The organism is Streptomyces sp. LaBMicrA B280, from assembly GCF_049222185.1.
GTDB lineage: Bacteria > Actinomycetota > Actinomycetes > Streptomycetales > Streptomycetaceae > Streptomyces > Streptomyces murinus.
On record NZ_JBMJCT010000005.1, the window covers coordinates 119,796 to 136,520 of the forward strand.

General features: G+C 72.0%; 15 protein-coding genes. 9 read left to right on the forward strand and 6 right to left on the reverse strand.

All coding sequences use genetic code 11. The annotated features are described in order from the left end of the window. Positions 1 to 29 precede the first annotated feature (29 nt). The gene (locus tag ACLF5H_RS05090; protein ID WP_421674859.1) at positions 30 to 1,460 is read left to right on the forward strand and encodes an MFS transporter; all 1,431 of its coding nucleotides are present in this window, start codon (positions 30 to 32) and stop codon (positions 1,458 to 1,460) included. A 294-nt stretch (positions 1,461 to 1,754) separates the two neighbouring features. Next, the gene (locus ACLF5H_RS05095) at positions 1,755 to 2,273 is read left to right on the forward strand and encodes a hypothetical protein (RefSeq protein ID WP_421674860.1); all 519 of its coding nucleotides are present in this window, start codon (positions 1,755 to 1,757) and stop codon (positions 2,271 to 2,273) included. 15 nt (positions 2,274 to 2,288) lie between these two features. Here the strand turns inward: ACLF5H_RS05095 and ACLF5H_RS05100 are convergent, their stop codons facing one another. Together ACLF5H_RS05100 and ACLF5H_RS05105 are read right to left on the reverse strand one after the other, a co-directional pair. Continuing rightward, positions 2,289 to 2,876: a TetR/AcrR family transcriptional regulator gene (locus ACLF5H_RS05100; RefSeq protein ID WP_421674861.1), complete on the reverse strand. Its 588-nt coding sequence runs from the start codon at positions 2,874 to 2,876 to the stop codon at positions 2,289 to 2,291. 25 nt (positions 2,877 to 2,901) lie between these two features. After that, complete coding sequence (locus tag ACLF5H_RS05105; protein WP_421674862.1) at positions 2,902 to 3,918, reverse strand: aldo/keto reductase; 1,017 nt, start codon at positions 3,916 to 3,918, stop codon at positions 2,902 to 2,904. Positions 3,919 to 4,077: 159 nt separating this feature from the next. Between ACLF5H_RS05105 and ACLF5H_RS05110 the strand changes: the two genes are divergently transcribed. Next, positions 4,078 to 5,124 carry a chitinase gene (locus tag ACLF5H_RS05110; RefSeq protein ID WP_421674863.1) on the forward strand — a complete coding sequence of 349 codons (1,047 nt, stop codon included), beginning with the start codon at positions 4,078 to 4,080 and terminating at the stop codon, positions 5,122 to 5,124. A 97-nt stretch (positions 5,125 to 5,221) separates the two neighbouring features. Here ACLF5H_RS05110 and ACLF5H_RS05115 read toward each other — a convergent pair whose 3' ends face one another. Beyond that, a complete protein-coding gene (locus ACLF5H_RS05115; protein WP_421674864.1) occupies positions 5,222 to 6,604 on the reverse strand; it encodes a glycine--tRNA ligase in 1,383 nt (460 codons plus the stop codon). 183 nt (positions 6,605 to 6,787) lie between these two features. Between ACLF5H_RS05115 and ACLF5H_RS05120 the strand changes: the two genes are divergently transcribed. The 4 genes from ACLF5H_RS05120 to ACLF5H_RS05135 are packed head-to-tail and all read left to right on the forward strand — an operon-like array spanning position 6,788 to position 9,914. Then, positions 6,788 to 7,747 (forward strand): metal ABC transporter substrate-binding protein, encoded by a 960-nt coding sequence (locus tag ACLF5H_RS05120; RefSeq protein ID WP_421674865.1) that lies wholly within the window; start codon positions 6,788 to 6,790, stop codon positions 7,745 to 7,747. A gap of 11 nt (positions 7,748 to 7,758) precedes the next feature. After that, positions 7,759 to 8,535, forward strand: a complete 777-nt coding sequence (locus tag ACLF5H_RS05125) for a metal ABC transporter ATP-binding protein (RefSeq protein ID WP_421674866.1) — start codon at positions 7,759 to 7,761, stop codon at positions 8,533 to 8,535. Continuing rightward, the gene (locus tag ACLF5H_RS05130; protein WP_421674867.1) at positions 8,535 to 9,437 is read left to right on the forward strand and encodes a metal ABC transporter permease; all 903 of its coding nucleotides are present in this window, start codon (positions 8,535 to 8,537) and stop codon (positions 9,435 to 9,437) included. Before ACLF5H_RS05125 ends, ACLF5H_RS05130 begins: the two co-directional genes overlap by 1 nt. A 60-nt stretch (positions 9,438 to 9,497) precedes the next feature. After that, on the forward strand, positions 9,498 to 9,914 hold the full coding sequence (locus tag ACLF5H_RS05135; protein ID WP_421674868.1) for a Fur family transcriptional regulator: 417 nt from the start codon (positions 9,498 to 9,500) through the stop codon (positions 9,912 to 9,914). Between the two features lie 21 nt (positions 9,915 to 9,935). Here ACLF5H_RS05135 and ACLF5H_RS05140 read toward each other — a convergent pair whose 3' ends face one another. From ACLF5H_RS05140 to ACLF5H_RS05150, 3 genes are read right to left on the reverse strand one after another with little or no spacing between them, the layout of a single operon-like run. Next, entirely contained in the window at positions 9,936 to 10,766 is an 831-nt protein-coding gene (locus tag ACLF5H_RS05140; protein WP_421674869.1) for an isoprenyl transferase, read from the reverse strand. 49 nt (positions 10,767 to 10,815) lie between these two features. Next, positions 10,816 to 11,565 (reverse strand): DNA repair protein RecO, encoded by a 750-nt coding sequence (gene recO, locus ACLF5H_RS05145; protein WP_161216187.1) that lies wholly within the window; start codon positions 11,563 to 11,565, stop codon positions 10,816 to 10,818. A gap of 36 nt (positions 11,566 to 11,601) precedes the next feature. Further along, positions 11,602 to 13,743 (reverse strand): LuxR C-terminal-related transcriptional regulator, encoded by a 2,142-nt coding sequence (locus ACLF5H_RS05150; RefSeq protein ID WP_421674870.1) that lies wholly within the window; start codon positions 13,741 to 13,743, stop codon positions 11,602 to 11,604. A 166-nt stretch (positions 13,744 to 13,909) separates the two neighbouring features. On the opposite strand from ACLF5H_RS05150, the gene lanKC reads away from it, so the two are divergent. Together lanKC and ACLF5H_RS05160 are read left to right on the forward strand one after the other, a co-directional pair. After that, positions 13,910 to 16,585 carry a class III lanthionine synthetase LanKC gene (gene lanKC / locus ACLF5H_RS05155; RefSeq protein ID WP_421674871.1) on the forward strand — a complete coding sequence of 892 codons (2,676 nt, stop codon included), beginning with the start codon at positions 13,910 to 13,912 and terminating at the stop codon, positions 16,583 to 16,585. Next, the gene (locus ACLF5H_RS05160) at positions 16,582 to 16,689 is read left to right on the forward strand and encodes a class III lanthipeptide (protein WP_421674872.1); all 108 of its coding nucleotides are present in this window, start codon (positions 16,582 to 16,584) and stop codon (positions 16,687 to 16,689) included. Before lanKC ends, ACLF5H_RS05160 begins: the two co-directional genes overlap by 4 nt. Positions 16,690 to 16,725: the final 36 nt, after the last annotated feature.

Consider the following 16,725-nt stretch of genomic DNA (forward strand, 5'->3'; position numbering starts at 1 on the left):
CGGCTGGGCCGGGCCGCAGGCTCGGTGTCATGAGTGAGACCGTCACCGTCCGCACCGCCCGCCGGGCCGCCGTCGCAGCGCCCGTGCTCGGCGGCCCCGGGCTGTTCACCGTTCTGCTGGCCGCGGCGCTGCCGCTGGTCGACTTCTTCATCGTCAATGTCGCCCTGCCGACCATGGGCACCGATCTGCACGCGGGCGAGGCCGTGCTGGAGCTGGTGGTCGCGGGGTACGGCGTCGCCTACGCCGTGCTGCTCGTGCTGGGCGGGCGGCTCGGGGACCTGTTCGGGCGCCGCCGGCTGTTCCTCGGCGGCATGGCGGCCTTCGGGCTGACCTCGCTGGCCTGCGGGCTCGCGCCGGACGCGTGGAGCCTGGTGGCCGCGCGGGTGGCGCAGGGCGCCGCGGCCGCCGCGATGCTGCCGCAGGTGCTCGCCACCATCCAGTCGGCCACCGAGGGCGCGCGCCGCGCCAAGGCGATGAGCCTGTACGGCGCCACGGCCGGTCTGTCCATGGTGGCCGGGCAGGTGCTCGGCGGGGTCCTGGTCGCCGCCGACATCGCCGGCAGCGGCTGGCGGGCGGTGTTCCTGGTCAATGTGCCGGTGGTCGCGCTGGGCCTGATTCTGGCCGTACGGCTCGTGCCCGAGACCCGCTCGCAGCACCCGGAGCCCGTCGACGGCCCCGGCACCGCGCTGCTCGCGGTGTCCCTGCTGACCCTGCTCGCGCCGCTCACCGAGGGCCGGGCGGCGGGCTGGCCGCTGTGGACCTGGCTGTCGCTGGCCGCGTTCCCGTTCGCGGCGGCCGGATTCTGGCTGGTGGAGCGGCGGGCCGACCGGGCGGGGCGCACGCCCCTGGTGCCGCCGAGCCTGCTGCGGCTCGCCTCGCTGCGGCGCGGCCTTGTGCTGATCGTGCCGTTCTCGGTCGGCTTCAGCGGGTTCATGTTCGTGATCGCGCTGGCGCTCCAGCAGGGCGCCCACCTGGGCCCGGTGTCGGCGGGGCTCGCGCTCGCGCCGATGGCCGTGGTGTTCCTCTTCGTGTCGCTCGCCGGCCCGCGGCTGATGGGGCGGTTCGGCACCCGGGTGATACCGGCCGGGTCCCTCGTGCAGGGCGTCGGTGTGCTGCTGATCGCGGTGACCGTCTGGCGGGACTGGCCGCAGGTGAGTGTCGCCGCGCTGCTGCCGGGGGTGGCGGTGGCCGGTGCCGGGCAGGCGCTCCAACTCCCCAATGTGATGCGGCTGGTGCTGTCCGAGGTACCGGCGGCGCGGGCCGGGGTGGGCGGCGGGGTGCTGGTCACCACGCAGCAGTCGGGGCTGGCGCTCGGGGTGGCGACCCTGGGGACGCTGTTCCTCACGCTGGCGCCGCAGGTGGGGATGCGGGAGGCGCTGGTGATCACGCTGCTCGCGCAGCTGGCCGGGATCGTGCTGACGGGGGTGCTGGGGCTGCGGCTGCCGAAGAAGGTGGGCTGAGGAGCGTGGTCGGGCGCGGGGGGTCGTTGGCCGTGCGCGGGGGTCGTGGCCGGGTGCGGGGGCTCGTGGCCGAGTGAGGGGTTCGTGGCCGGGCGCGGGGGCTCGTGGCCGAGTGAGAGGCTCGTGGCCGGGTGCGCGGAAAGGGTCCTTGAACCCGCTCCATATCGCCGCTGACCTGCGCTTTCAGGGGTCCCGAACCCCGGTTACCCAGCGCTTCGAGTGGCCGACGGAGCGAAGTCGGGTCAGCCTGGGAGACGTCCGATCGAGCGAACGATCGAGCGACAGGAGAGAACCATGACCTCCGTACTCCGCCACCACCGTTACGGCCGTGCTCTGGGCGCCGGTGTACTGTCCGTGGCGCTGCTCTCCGGCGGTACGGCCGGAGCCTTCGCCGCGACCAGCACCCCCAGCCCGAAGGTGACCACGACCAAGAAGCCGATGCCCACGCGCACGGCGACGATGAAGCCGAAACCGATGCCGACGCGCTCGGCGACCAAGAGGGCGATGCCGAAGACCGCGGTGGCGACCACCGCTGCGGGCTCCATCACCGTCGCGGCCTCCCACAAGACCGTCAAGCACGGCGAGGCCGTGGCCTTCGCCGGCCGGGTCAAGGGTGTGAAGGCCGGTACGGTGCTGGTCCTCCAGCACCGGATGAACGGCAAGTGGACCACGCTGCGGACCACGACCGCCGTCAACCGGAACGGCACCTTCACCCTCCGCCGCACCTTCACCGCCAAGGGCAACGAGACGGTGCGCGTGGTGACCAAGGACAGCAAGGTCATGTCCTCGCCGGTCAGCGTGAAGGTCAGCTGACGCCGCCTGCCGACGTCAGCGAAGACCCCGCACCAACAGGTCCACGACGGCCGTGAACTCCTCGCCGACGCCGGGCTGGGTCCACTCCCTGGCATAACAGGGATCGTGGAACCGGCCGGTGGCCTGGAAGACGGCTCGGGCCGCGGCGGCCGGGTCGGGCACCGAGAAGGTGCCCGACCCGGCCCCTTGCGTGATGATCCCGGTCAGCTGCGCGGTCAGCTCGGCTATGTGCTCGCCGACGACCGCGCCGTTCTCGTCCGTCAGCACGGTGTACGTGGCGAACAGCTCCGGGTCGTCGCCCGCCTTGTGCCGCTTGGCCTCGAACAGCGCGGCGAGCCAGTCCCGCAGCCTGGCCTCGGGGTCCCGCTCGCTCGCGGCGGCGATCAGGGCGAGCTTCTTCGAGGTCCGGTCCAGCCAGCGCTTGGTGACCGCCTCGCGCAGCGCGGCCTTGGTACGGAAGTGCCGGTAGACACTGCCGTGGCTGACGCCGAGCGCGCGGGCCACGTCCACCACGGTGGCCTTGGCCGGGCCGTGCCGGCGCAGCACTTCCTCGGTCGCCGCCAGAATGCGCTCGGCGGTCAGGATCTCGCTGGTCGATGCCATGCCTAGACCGTACCCGGCATCGGGATCAGCGCTCGCTGTCGAGGTGTGCCATCTGCGCGCTCGGGTAGCGGTCGCCGGCCGCCGCGTCCGCCGGTACGGCCTTCTCGATCGCCGCCAGGTCGGCCGCGTCCAGCGTCACATCGAGGGCGCCGAGCGACTCGGTCAGCCGCTCCCGGGTGCGGGCGCCGACCAGCGGCACGATGTCCTCGCCGCGGGAGAGCACCCAGGCGATGGCGGTCTGCGCCACGGTGGCGCCCTTGCGCTCGGCGATCTCGCGCAGCGCGTCGACCAGGTCCAGGTTGTGCCGGAGGTTCTCGCCCTGGAAGCGGGGCGAGTGGGCGCGGAAGTCGGTGGCGGCGAGCTGCCGGTCCCGGGTGAAGTGGCCGGAGATCAGGCCCCGGGAGAGCACGCCATACGCGGTGATGCCGATGCCCAGTTCGCGGGTGGTGGGCAGGATCTCCCGCTCGATGCCCCGGGAGATGAGCGAGTACTCGATCTGGAGGTCGGAGACCGGCGCGGTGGCGGCGGCCCGGCGGATCGTCTCGGCGCCGACCTCGCTGAGGCCGACATGGCGGACGTACCCCTTCTCGATCAGTTCGGCGATGGCGCCGACGGTCTCCTCGATCGGGACGTCCGGGTCGAGGCGGGCGATGCGGTAGACGTCGATGTGGTCGACGCCGAGGCGCTGGAGGGAGTAGGCGGCGAAGTTCTGCACGGCGGCGGGCCGCCCGTCATAGCCGCTCCAGTTGCCCTCCGGGTCGCGCAGGGCGCCGAACTTCACGCTGACCAGGGCCTGTTCGCGCAGCGCGGCGGGCGCGGTGCGCAGGGCCTCGCCGAGCAGCATCTCGTTGTGCCCCATGGCGTAGAAGTCGCCGGTGTCCAGCAGGGTCACGCCCGCCTCCAGGGCGGCGTGGACGGTCGCGATGGACTCGGCGCGGTCGGCGTCTCCGTACAGCGCGGACATGCCCATGCAGCCGAGGCCGAGGGCGGAGACCTGGGGGCCGGTGGTGCCGAGGTTTCGGGTGTGCGGGGTCTTCGTCATGGATCCAGCATGACATGACAGCTGACAGATTTCAATATCTGTCAGCTGTCACCCACTCCTCCCCTCACGGGCCTCCCTGGTCCAGACCTATTGACGAATGGTCTGGACCAGAGCACCGTCATGTACAGGACATGCCAGGACATGACCCGGGAGGCCCCTATGCTCCGCCGCACGCTGTCCCTGCTCGCCGCCGCCCTCGCGACCGCCGCTCTCACCCAGCTCCCCGCCGCGCACCCCGCCTCGGCCGCCGACACCTGCGCGGTGAAGTCCCGCCCGGCGGGCAAGGTGCTCCAGGGCTACTGGGAGAACTGGGACGGCGCCGCAAGCGGGGTCCATCCGCCCTTCGGCTGGACCCCGGTCACCGACTCCCGTATCCCCGCGCACGGTTACAACGTCCTCAACGCGGCCTTCCCGGTGATCCGCTCCGACGGCACGGCGCTGTGGGAGGACGGCATGGACACCGGGGTGAAGGTGCCCACGCCCGCGGAGATGTGCGCGGCGAAGGCGTCCGGCGAGACGATCCTGCTCTCCATCGGGGGCGCGACGGCCGGCATCGACCTCAACTCCAGCGCGGTCGCGGACAAGTTCGTCTCGACCGTCGTACCGATCCTGAAGCAGTACAACTTCGACGGCATCGACATCGACATCGAGACCGGCCTGACGGGCAGCGGGAACATCAACCAACTGTCCACGTCCCAGGCCAATTTGGTCCGCATCATCGACGGCATCCTCGCGCAGATGCCGGCCGGTTTCGGGCTGACGATGGCCCCGGAGACGGCGTACGTCACCGGTGGCAGCATCACCTACGGCTCGATCTGGGGCGCGTATCTGCCGGTCATCAAGAAGTACGCGGACAACGGCCGGCTGTGGTGGCTGAACATGCAGTACTACAACGGCAGCATGTACGGCTGCTCCGGCGACTCCTACGAGGCCGGCACGGTGGCGGGCTTCACCGCCCAGACCGACTGCCTGAACAAGGGCCTGGTGGTGCAGGGCACGACCGTCAAGGTGCCCTACGACAAGCAGGTCCCGGGGCTGCCCGCCCAGCCCGGCGCGGGCGGCGGTTATATGTCCCCGTCTTTGGTCGCCCAGTCCTGGGGGCACTACGGCACCGCGCTCAAGGGCCTGATGGACTGGTCCCTCAACTGGGACGGCTCGAAGAACTGGACCTTCGGCGACAACGTCAAGGCGCTGCAGGGGCGTTGAACAAAGCGCCCCGAAGGGGCGCGGGGAACTGCGCGACAAGCCAGGGGGGCGCCGCGGACGGACGGCAATCCGTCGACGGCGCCCCCCGGCGGAGCACCTACGCGCCGATGAGGCGCTGCGCCAGGTAGCCCTCGATCTGGTCGAGGGAGACCCGCTCCTGCTTCATCGTGTCGCGCTCGCGCACGGTGACCGCGTTGTCCTCGAGGGTGTCGAAGTCGACGGTCACGCAGAACGGCGTACCGATCTCGTCCTGACGGCGGTAGCGGCGGCCGATGGCGCCCGCGTCGTCGAAGTCGATGTTCCAGTTCTGCCGCAGCGCCTGCGCGAGACCCTTGGCCTTCGGCGACAGCTCGGGGTTGCGGGACAGCGGCAGCACGGCCACCTTCACCGGGGCGAGACGGTGGTCGAGGCGCAGCACCGTGCGCTTCTCCATCTTGCCCTTGGCGTTGGGCGCCTCGTCCTCGACGTACGCGTCGAGCAGGAAGGCCAGCATGGTGCGGCCGACACCCGCCGCCGGCTCGATGACGTACGGCGTCCAGCGCTCCCCGGCCTCCTGGTCGAAGTAGGAGAGGTCCTGGCCGGAGGCCTTGGCGTGCGCGCCGAGGTCGTAGTCGGTGCGGTTGGCGACACCCTCCAGCTCGCCCCACTCACTGCCACCGAACTGGAAGCGGTACTCGATGTCCGCGGTCCGCTTCGAGTAGTGGGAGAGCTTCTCCTTCGGGTGCTCGTACCAGCGCATGTTCTCGGTGCGCAGGCCGAGGCCCGTGTACCAGTTCCAGCGCTGCTCCATCCAGTATTCCTGCCACTGCTCGTCCTCGCCCGGCTTGACGAAGAACTCCATCTCCATCTGCTCGAACTCGCGGGTGCGGAAGATGAAGTTGCCCGGCGTGATCTCGTTGCGGAACGACTTGCCCATCTGGGCGATGCCGAACGGCGGCTTGCGGCGCGAGGTGGTCTGCACCTGGGCGAAGTTGGTGAAGATGCCCTGGGCGGTCTCGGGGCGCAGGTAGGCGACCGAACCGGAGTCCTGGGTCGGGCCGAGGTGCGTGGACAGCAGGCCGGAGAACTGCTTGGGCTCGGTGAACTGGCCCTTGTTGCCGCAGTTCGGGCAGTTGATGTCGGCCAGGCCGTTCGCCGGGGCGTGGCCCTTCTTCTCCTCGTAGGACTCTTCGAGGTGGTCGGCACGGAACCGCTTGTGGCACGCGGTGCACTCGGTCAGCGGGTCCGTGAAGGTGGCGACGTGGCCGGACGCGACCCAGACCTCGGGGGCCAGGATGACGGACGAGTCGATACCGACCACGTCCTCGCGGGACGTCACCATGTAGCGCCACCACTGGCGCTTGATGTTCTCCTTGAGCTCGACGCCCAGCGGTCCGTAGTCCCAGGCGGCACGCTGACCGCCGTAGATCTCACTGCACGGGAAAACGAAGCCACGGCGCTTGCTCAGGTTGACGATGGTGTCGATCTTGTCGGCGGCCACGGTGCTCTCTTCATTACGACGACGGGCGTTGAAGCGAGATGCTTCCAGCGAATGCTTCAGGTTACCGGCGCAGGCTCCCCCACGACCAAATCGGCCCCTGCCCTAACGGGCATCCCGGGGCATCCCAGGGGCGTCAGGGAAGCTTGTTGACAACGGTTTCCATTTTTGATGAAAATGACTGTCATGAACATACGTGGACGCCTCATACCCGCCGCCGCCCTGACCGCCGTCACCGCCCTCGGCCTCGGCACCCTCTCCGGCTGCTCCGGGACCAGCACGGCGGCGACCGATGGCAGCAAGCTCGACGTCATCGCGTCCTTCTATCCGATGTCCTTCCTCGCCGAGCGGATCGGCGGCGACCACGTCCACGTCACCAGTCTCACCACACCCGGCCAGGAGCCGCACGACCTGGAGATCAGCCCCAAGCAGATCGCCGCGATCGACGACGCCGACGCCGTCCTCTACCTCAAGAACCTCCAGCCCTCCGTGGACGCCGCGGTCGCGCAGTCCTCGGTGAGGACGAAGGTCGACGCCACCTCGCTGGTCACCATGGAGGCGCACGGCAACGAGGTCGGCGGGCACGCGGCCGCGCACGACACCAGCAAGGGCGAGGACTCCGCGGGCGAGGACCCGCACATCTGGCTGGACCCGGTGCGCTACGCCCAGGTCGCCCAGGGTGTCGGCACGGCCCTGGAGAAGGCCGACCCCAAACACGCGGGCGACTACAAGAAGAACACCGCGGCCCTGGTCAAGCAGCTGAACGACCTGGACCAGCGGTTCCGCACCGGCCTCGCGCACACCGAGTCCAAGGTCTTCATCACCACGCACGCCGCCTTCGGCTACATCGCCGAGCGCTACGGCCTCACGGAAGAGGCGATCAACGGCCTCGACCCCGACTCGGAGCCGAGCGCCGCGCGCGTGCGGGACCTGGAGCGGATGGCGAAGGCCGACCATGTCTCGACCGTCTTCTACGAGACGCTCGTCAGCGACAAGACCGCGAAGACCATCGCCCACGACGCGAACCTCAAGACCGACGTCCTCGACCCGATCGAGGGGATCACGGACAAGTCCCGCGGCAAGGACTACTTCTCCGTCCAGAACGCCAACCTCAAGGCGCTCCAGCAGGCGCTGGGCACCAAGTGACAGGAGTGAGCATGGAGACACACGGCGAACCCGTCATATCCCTGCGCGGTGTACGGGCCGACCTCGGCGGCCGCCCGGTCCTGCGCGGCATCGATCTCACCGTCGCGCGCGGCGAGGTCGTCGCCCTCCTCGGCGCCAACGGCTCCGGCAAGTCCACGGCGATCCGTACGATCATCGGCCAGGTCCCGGTCGCCGACGGCGCCATCGAGCTGTTCGGCACCCCCCGGCGCGCCTTCCGCGACTGGTCCCGGGTGGGCTACGTACCGCAGCGCACCACGGCCGCGGGCGGCGTCCCGGCGACGGTCACCGAGATCGTCTCCTCCGGCCGCCTCGCCCGCACCCGCTTCGGCCTCTTCCGCAAGGACGACCGGGACGCCGTGCGCGAGGCCCTGGAGCTGGTCGGCATGGCGGACCGCGCCAAGGACTCGGTGAACGCCCTGTCCGGGGGCCAGCACCAGCGCGTGCTGATCGCCCGCGCGCTCGTCGCCCGCCCCGAACTGCTGATCATGGACGAGCCGATGGCCGGCGTCGACCTGGCCAGCCAGGAGATCCTGGCCCGGACGCTGCGGACGCAGGTGGAGGCCGGTACGACGGTCCTGCTCGTGCTGCACGAACTGGGCCCCCTGGAACCGCTGATCGACCGCGCGGTCGTCCTGCGCGACGGCTGCGTGCTGCACGACGGGCCGCCCCCGAGAGCCGTCGGCCAGCATGCGCTGCCGGGTCACGACCACGTACACCCGCACGCACCCGCGGGCGCCGAACCGATCCGGACGGGACTGCTGAGCTGATGGACTTCCTCAACTACGCCTTCATGCAGCGGGCCCTGCTCGCCGCCGTCCTGGTCGGCATCACCGCCCCCGCCATCGGCATCTACCTGGTCCAGCGCCGCCAGGCCCTGATGGGCGACGGCATCGGACACGTCGCCATGACCGGCGTCGGCCTCGGCTTCCTGCTGTCCACCTCCCCGGTCTGGATGGCGACGGCGGTCTCCGTGCTCGGCGCCCTCCTGATGGAGCTGATCCGCTGGTACGGCAGGACGCGCGGCGACATCGCGCTGGCCATGCTCTTCTACGGCGGCATGGCGGGCGGCGTGATGTTCATCAACATGGCGCCGACGGGCTCCAACGCCAACCTGACGACCTACCTCTTCGGCTCCCTGTCCACGGTCTCCCCCTCCGACGTCAACGCGATCTGCCTGCTGGCCGCGTTCGTGGTGCTGGTCACCCTCGGCCTGCGCCGCCAGCTGTTCGCGGTCAGCCAGGACGAGGAGTTCGCGCGGGTCACCGGGCTGCCGGTGCGCGCCCTGAACCTGCTGACGGCGGTCACGGCGGCGGTGACGGTGACGGTCGCCATGCGTGTCGTCGGGCTGCTGCTGGTCTCCGCGCTGATGGTGGTGCCGGTGGCGGCGGCCCAGCAGCTCACCCGGAGCTTCGCCATGACGTTCGCGATCGCGGTGGCGCTCGGCATCACGGTGACCGTCAGCGGCACGATCGCGTCGTTCTACCAGGACGTGCCGCCCGGCGCGACGATCGTGCTGCTCACCATCGCCGCGTTCGTCGTCCTGACCGCGCTGGCCGCCCCGGTGGCCCGCCGACGCGCCCGTGCGGCCATGGGCGCGGCACCCGGCGGGGACCCGGCGGAGTGTGTGATTCCGGCCGCGCGCGGCACGGGAGAGGAGATCAGCGCCTGACCTCCGGGGCGCCGGGCTGGCACAATGGCCCGGTCAGGGGTGAGACGTGAGGAGGCAGCAGTGACGACCGCTGGACCGCCCGTGAAGGGCCGCGCGACCCGTCAGCGGGCAGCAGTGGCGGCCGCGCTGGACGAGGTCGACGAGTTCCGCAGCGCGCAGGAGCTGCACGACATGCTCAAGCACAAGGGCGACTCCGTCGGGCTCACCACCGTCTACCGCACGCTCCAGTCCCTCGCCGACGCCGGCGAGGTCGACGTACTGCGCACGTCCGAGGGCGAGTCGGTCTACCGCCGCTGCTCCACCGGCGAGCACCACCACCATCTCGTCTGCCGCAGCTGCGGCAAGGCGGTGGAGGTGGAGGGCCCCGCGGTGGAGAAGTGGGCGGAGGCGATCGCCTCGGAGCACGGATATGTGAACGTGGCGCACACCGTGGAGATCTTCGGCACCTGCGCGGAGTGCGCCACGCGGAACGGCTGAGGGGCGGCTGGGGGGGACGGCTCAGCCGTCGTCCTCCATCGCCAGCAGCTCCTCGTTCGGGATCGCGCCGCCGAACCGCCGGTTCCGGGAGGCGAATTCGAGGCACGCCCGCCACAGGTCGCGCCGGTCGAAGTCCGGCCACAGCACGTCCTGGAAGACCAGCTCGGCGTAAGCGCTCTGCCAGAGCAGGTAGTTGGACGTCCGCTGCTCACCGCTGGGGCGCAGGAACATGTCGACGTCCGGCATGTCCGGGTAGTACAGGTACTTCTGGATCGTCTTCTCGGACACCTTCGACGGATCCAGCCGCCCGGCCCGCACATCCTCCGCCAACGCCTTGGCTGCGTCGGCGAGTTCGGCCCGGCCGCCGTAGTTCATGCAGAAGTACAGCGTGAGCTTGTCGTTGTCCTTGGTCTGCTCCTGCGCGATCTGGAGCTCCTTGGCGACCGACTTCCACAGCCGGGGCATCCGCCCGGCCCAGCGCACCCGCACCCCCAGTCCGTCCAGCTGGTCCCGGCTCTTGCGGATGAAGTCGCGGTTGAAGTTCATGAGGAAGCGCACCTCCTCGGGCGAACGCTTCCAGTTCTCGGTGGAGAAGGCGTACAGCGAGATGTTGCCCACGCCCATCTCGATCGCGCCCTGGAGCACATCGAGCACCTGCTCGGCGCCGACCTTGTGCCCCTCGGTCCGCGGCAGCCCCCGCTCCTTGGCCCACCGCCCGTTGCCGTCCATGACGATCGCCACGTGGTTCGGGACCAGCTCACCGGAGAGCTTCGGCGGACGGGCCCCGGAAGGGTGCGGCTCCGGCGCCGTGTACTCGCGCCGCTGGCGCCCCAGGATCCCGCGTACCACCATGTGCTCCGACTCCCTCTACGACTTCTCCGGGCCGGCTCTTCGGGCCCGGCTAGGACTTTTCCACGTACCGCAGCGACCGCAGCCCGCGTTCCAGATGCCAGTGCAGATAGGCGGAGACCAGCCCACTGCCCTCCCGGACGAACCGCGCCTCGCAGGCGTCCGCCGTCTCCCAGTCTCCCGTAAGCAGCGCGCCCAGCAGTACCAGGGTCCCCGGGGACGGTACGACGCTGCCGGGCACCCGGCAGTCGACGCACACGGAGCCGCCGGAGGCGACGGAGAAGAACCGGTTGGGGCCCGGCATCCCGCACCGCGCGCAGTCGCCGAAGCTGGGCGCGTACCCGTTGACGGCGAGCGAGCGCAGCAGGAACGCGTCCAGCACCAGGTTCGGGGCGTGCTCCCCCCGGGCCAGCGTCCGCAGCGCGCCGACCAGCAGCAGGTACTGCTGTACGGCCGGCTCGCCCTCATGGTCGGTGAACCGCTCGGCGGTCTCCAGCATGGCCGTACCGGCGGTGTAGCGCCCGTAGTCGGTCACGATGCCGCCACCGTACGGCGCGATGGTCTCACTCTGGGTGCACAGCGGCAGCCCGCGGCCGATCAGTTCGCTGCCGCGCGCGAAGAACTGCACGTCCACATGGGAGAAGGGCTCGAGGCGGGCCCCGAACTTCGACTTGGTGCGCCGCACACCCCGCGCCACGGCCCGGACCCGGCCGTGGCCCCGGGTGAGCAGGGTGATGATCCGGTCCGCCTCGCCCAGCTTCTGGGTGCGCAGCACGATGCCGTCGTCGCGGAACAGACTCATGGCCCCATTCTCCCCCATGGGGCCGGTGGCCCTTCGCTACCGGTCCGGTACGGCGGGCTCGGCGGCGAGCCGCCCGGCCAGTTCGGTGCGCCGCCGCACCCCGAGCTTGCGGAAGCTGTTCGTCAGATGGGTCTCCACGGTGCGCAGGGCCAGGTGCAGCAGGGCCGCGATCTCCGGGTTGGAGTGGCCCTGCGCGGCCAGTGCGCAGATCCGCCGTTCGCTGCCGGTGAGGGCGTGCGCGCCGGTCTGGGAGGCGGTGGCCCGGCGGGCTCCGGCGGCGGCGAGGAGTCCGGCGACCACCGCGCACCAGCGTCCGGCGCCGATCCGCTCGGCACCCCGGGCGGCCTCCCGCAGGGCGCCCCGGGCGGCGGTGAGGTGTCCGGCGGCGATGAGCATCCGGCCGTGGGCGGCGAGGGCGGCGATCAGCTCGGGATCGGTGCCGGTGGCGCGCAGCAGGGCGACGGCCTGTGCGACGGTGGCGAGCCCGGCCCGGCCGCCGGTGGCGGTGCCGAGGGCCAGCGCGACGGCCGCCGCGGGCCGGCCGAGCAGCAGCTGGCAGTCGGCGGCGGCGGAGCGCCAGGGGGTGACGACCGGGCTGGTCACCTGGCGGGCGCTCTGGCCGCGGCCGCACTCCGAGAGATCGTCAAGGGCACCGGCCGGGTCGCCCTCGGCGAGGCTCAACAGCCCACGGGCGTACAGGAATTCGTTCCACTCCCAGGATCCGTGGGAGCCGTCCACGACGACCGAGTCGGCCAGTCGGCGGGCCTCGGCGGCGCGGCCCGTCTCGGTGAGCGCGATGACCGCCTGGGCCACGAGGTGCGCGTTGCCCACGCCGGAGGGCGCGGGGCGGGCGGGCGGACCGACCAGGACGCCCCAGCCGTGGCACGCCTCCAGCAGCTCCCGGTAGCGGCCGCGCATCACCAGGCTCTCGGCGTGCACGCTGAGCAGACTCTGGTAGCCGGGGTCGACCAGCGGGCCGCGGTGTCCGGTCAGGCCCTCGGCGACCAGCCGGTCGGCGAGTTCGAGTTCGTCGGCCCACTGGGCGAGGGTGGCGGCGGAGGCGAGGACGTACGTCCGGGAGAACGGGTCCAGCGGCTCCACGGTCACCTCGCGGGCGACGGCGGCGGCCTCGGCGGCGGACAACCGGCCGCTGGTGGAGTCGAATTCGGCGAGCAGCACCCGTACGGCCGGTGCCGGGCGCGCGGGTGTGGTGGCGGCGAGTCTGCGCAGCCGGTCCACCGTCTCCAGCCAGCTGTGCCCGTCGTGCGAGGCGATCAGGGCGGCGGCGACCTGGACGGCCCAGGCGAGTTCGGGGTGGCCGGTGAACCGCTCGGCCAGCTCCTCCATCACCTCCAGCGCGACCGAGGTCTGACCGCGGGCCGCGAGGGCGGTGCCCAGGGCGTTGGCGGCCTTGAACACGCTCACGTCGGACTGCTCCAGGCGCACCGACTCGGCCAGGTGCCGTACTCCGAGGGCCCGGTCGGCGGGGCCCAACGTGACCTCCAGGCTGCCGAGTTCGGTCAGTACGCCGCCGCGCCGGGCGGGCGGCAGCGGCTCGGCGAGCGCCCGGCGCAGGAAGTCCACCGCCTGTTCCGGGCGCCCCTCGCGGCGCGCGGTGCGGGCGGCGCACAGCAGTGTCTCGACGGCCCAGCCGGGCCCGTGGCCGCCCGCCGCGACCAGGTGCGCGGCGACCACCTCGTCGGACGCGCCGTGGTGGTGCAGGAGTTCGGCGCTGGCCCGGTGCGGCTCCTGTGGCTCCTTCGGCTCCTTCGGCCCCTTCGGCTCCGGAGCGGCGGGATCCGCGGACGGTGTCTTCACGCCCTCGGTCCGCCAGCGCGCGAGGGGCGCCCACGCGATCTCCCAGCGGTTGCCCTCGGGGTCGGCGACGCACGCCGACCGGCCGCCCTCGGGGTGGTCCGCCGGTTCGGCCAGCACGGTGGCACCGGCGGCCACCGCGGCCACGCACGCGCTGTCCACCTGCCGGGGCCCGGTCACGGTGCAGGTCAGCATGGCGCCGCCGGCGGCGCCGTCCGCCCCGGTCCTGGGGCGCAGCACGAGCAGCACCCCCGCGAGCAGGAAGCCCGCCCGGCCGTCGTCGCCGCCGGGTAACTCCGCCCAGCCCAGGGCCCGGTAGAAGCGGCGCAGCCCCGGTACGTCCCGCGCCCCGAGCGTCACCATACAAAGACGAGAAGGCATGTCAGGCATGGCCATGATCTTGCATTTAGACCGACAACCTGACAACAAAGGGACACACATCAGTCGGTTATGGACACTCCGGCCGTGCCTTAGGTTCGTGGACTTCCACGATGCACCAACGGCGGTGCCCCCGTGCAGAGTTGCCCTCGTGGACGACTACCTCCGGTACTGTCAGCCCGGCTCGGACTTCTACGACCGCCCGGCCCCCGACGCGCGAGAGCGCTTCGGCTTGACCGGGCGCCCGGCCCCCGACGGCTGGACCCTGTCCCACGACGACATCTGGAGCCACTTCGCCCCCGAGGGCCATGAACTCCCGGAGCAGGGCTGGAAGGTGCATGTCTCGGTCGTCCCCCGGGAGGCCGCCGAGGCCGTCGACATCGCGGCCGCGCACTGCTTCGAGCGCCGGATCGCCTTCAAGGTGCTGACCGGCCCGGCGGCCCACCGGAGGCTGAACGGCAAGTACGCGCCCCGCGGCGGCAGCGGCAAGCTGATCACCGTCTACCCCGCGGACGACACCGAACTCAAGGGCGTGCTCGACGAGTTGTCGGTGCTGCTGGAGGGGCGCGAGGGCCCGTACGTCCTCAGCGATCTGCGCTGGCGCCGGGGCCCGCTGTACGTGCGCTTCGGCGGGTTCCGGCGGATGTACACGGTGGACGGCAAGGGGCGGCGGGTGCTCGCCGTGCGGACGCCCGACGGCACCCTCGTACCGGACGTGCGGGGCCCCGGCTTCCGGCCGCCCGAGTGGGTGGAGATCCCCGCCTTCCTGCGCGGCCAGATGACGGCGGCGGCCGTCGCCGGCCAGGCCGGACCCCCGATGCCGTACACGGTGCGGCGGGCGCTCCACTTCTCCAACGGCGGGGGCATCTACCTCGCCGAGGACCCCGCGACGGGCGGCCGGGTGGTGCTGCGCGAGGCCCGGCCGCATGCCGGGACTGACGGCAGGGGCGATGACGCGGTCACCCGCCTGTACCGCGAGGCGCGCACCCTGGAGGCGCTCGGCGACCTCGATTTCGTACCGGACTTCAAGGGCACGTTCACCGTCTGGGAGCACCACTATCTCGCCCAGGAGCACATCGAGGGCACGACCCTGTGGGAGTTCCTGGCCGCCCGCAACCCGGCGGCCCGGGGCGCCGCCGACCGCGCCGCCTTCGCCGACTACACGCGCACCGCGCTCGGCATCCTCGACCAACTGGAGGCCGCGCTGGCCGCGCTGCATGCACGGGGGTACGTGTTCGGCGATCTCCATCCGCGCAATGTCATGGTGCGGCCCGACGGCCGCATCGCCCTGGTGGACTTCGAGATCGCCCACCGCCCCGGCCTCGACCCGGCCCCGGCCATCGCCTGCCCCGGCTATGTCGCCGAGCACGCCCGGTCCGGCACCGACCGGGACGCGTACGCCCTCGACTGTGTGCGCATGGCGCTGTTCCTGCCGCTCACGCTGCTGCTCGACCTCGATCCGGGCAAGGCGGGCGAGCTGGCCGACGCGGTCGGTGAGCTCTTCCCCCTGCCGGTCGAGTCGACCCGGCGGATCCGCACCGGTCTGACCCGGCCCGGCGCCCTCGGACGCACCGGCCCCGAGCGGGGCTTCGCGGCGGCGGCCGGGGATCTCGGCGGACCGGCGATGCGGGAGCTGATGGCCTCGCTGGCACGGGCGATCCACGCCAGTGCGACCCCGGACCGGGCCGACCGGCTCTTCCCCGGGGACCCCAAGGGTCTGGAGGACGGCGGCTACAACCTCGCGTACGGCGCCGCCGGCGTCCTGTACGCCCTGCGCGGCGCGGGCCTCGCCACCGACCCAGGGCACGCCCGCTGGCTGGTGGACGCGCTCCGCCGGGCCCCCGCCCGCCCCGGACTGCACACCGGCTTCCACGGCGCCGCCCTGGTGCTGCACGGCCTGGGCCATGAGCGGGAGGCGTACGACGCCCTGGACCGCGCGGCACCCGAGACCGCCGCGACCCGGTCGCCCGGCCTGGAGTCCGGCCTCGCCGGTATCGCCCTGGTGCTGCGCCACCTGGCCCGGGCCACCGGCGATGCGCACTGGCGGGACGAACTGGACGGCGTCTCCACCAGACTCGCCGATCTCGTGAGCGACGCGGCCGACGGCCTCCGGCCGGGACTGCTGCACGGCTTCACCGGCGCCGCCCTCTTCTTCCTGCGGCGCTACGCGGACACGGGCGACGAGACCTTCCTCGACCACGCCGGACGCGCCCTCGACCTGGATCTGGCGCACTGCCGTACCGACGACGCGGGTGAGGTCCAACTCGCCGACGGCGCCCGCCTGTTGCCGTATCTGGGGGTCGGCGGCGCCGGTCTTGCGGAGGCCGTGGCCCTGTACCACCGCCACCGGCCCGGCGAACGGCTCGCGGCGCTGCACCGGGGCATCCTGCGCGCCTGCCACGCCCCGTTCACCGTGGAGCCCGGACTGTTCATGGGCCGCGCCGGGCTGATCACGGCGCTGGCCGGGGCGGAGACCCGCCCGGTACCGCTCACCGGACTCGCCCGGCACGTCCGGCGGCTGTCCTGGCACGCGGTGACCCGCGGCGGCGGCCCGGACGGACCGCCCGGCACCGCCTTCCCCGGACATCAACTCCTGCGCCTTTCGATGGACTTGAGCAATGGCACGGCGGGCGTCCTGCTCGCCCTGCGCGCCTGCGCACGCGCGGCCGGAGCGCCGCCCGCGCCCGTACGGCCGACGGTGACGGAGTCGGCATGGGCCGAGGCCGCCGGACTGCCGTACCGCGCATCCCGCCCCTCCGAGGGCGCCCAGGATCTCCGGGGCCGTCCGGCTCCGGATCGTCACACCCACGAGGAGGACAGCAGATGAACGCGATTCTCGAGCTCCAGGAACTGCCCGTCGACCAGATCGACGGCGAGGGTGAAGTGGCCCTCATGAGCACCGCCAGCAACCACTGCATGACGATCGACTAAGGCGCGGGCCCCGTGGCCCCGGGCGGTACGGCGAGC

Coding starts and splice junctions, on each gene's coding strand:
- ACLF5H_RS05090 (WP_421674859.1), top strand. CDS start 30: ATGAGTGAGACCGTCACCGTCCGCACCGCCCGCCGGGCCGCCGTCGCA.
- ACLF5H_RS05095 (WP_421674860.1), top strand. CDS start 1,755: ATGACCTCCGTACTCCGCCACCACCGTTACGGCCGTGCTCTGGGCGCC.
- ACLF5H_RS05100 (WP_421674861.1), bottom strand. CDS start 2,876: ATGGCATCGACCAGCGAGATCCTGACCGCCGAGCGCATTCTGGCGGCG.
- ACLF5H_RS05105 (WP_421674862.1), bottom strand. CDS start 3,918: ATGACGAAGACCCCGCACACCCGAAACCTCGGCACCACCGGCCCCCAG.
- ACLF5H_RS05110 (WP_421674863.1), top strand. CDS start 4,078: ATGCTCCGCCGCACGCTGTCCCTGCTCGCCGCCGCCCTCGCGACCGCC.
- ACLF5H_RS05120 (WP_421674865.1), top strand. CDS start 6,788: ATGAACATACGTGGACGCCTCATACCCGCCGCCGCCCTGACCGCCGTC.
- ACLF5H_RS05125 (WP_421674866.1), top strand. CDS start 7,759: ATGGAGACACACGGCGAACCCGTCATATCCCTGCGCGGTGTACGGGCC.
- ACLF5H_RS05130 (WP_421674867.1), top strand. CDS start 8,535: ATGGACTTCCTCAACTACGCCTTCATGCAGCGGGCCCTGCTCGCCGCC.
- ACLF5H_RS05140 (WP_421674869.1), bottom strand. CDS start 10,766: ATGGTGGTACGCGGGATCCTGGGGCGCCAGCGGCGCGAGTACACGGCG.
- recO (WP_161216187.1), bottom strand. CDS start 11,565: ATGAGTCTGTTCCGCGACGACGGCATCGTGCTGCGCACCCAGAAGCTG.
- ACLF5H_RS05150 (WP_421674870.1), bottom strand. CDS start 13,743: ATGGTGACGCTCGGGGCGCGGGACGTACCGGGGCTGCGCCGCTTCTAC.
- ACLF5H_RS05160 (WP_421674872.1), top strand. CDS start 16,582: ATGAACGCGATTCTCGAGCTCCAGGAACTGCCCGTCGACCAGATCGAC.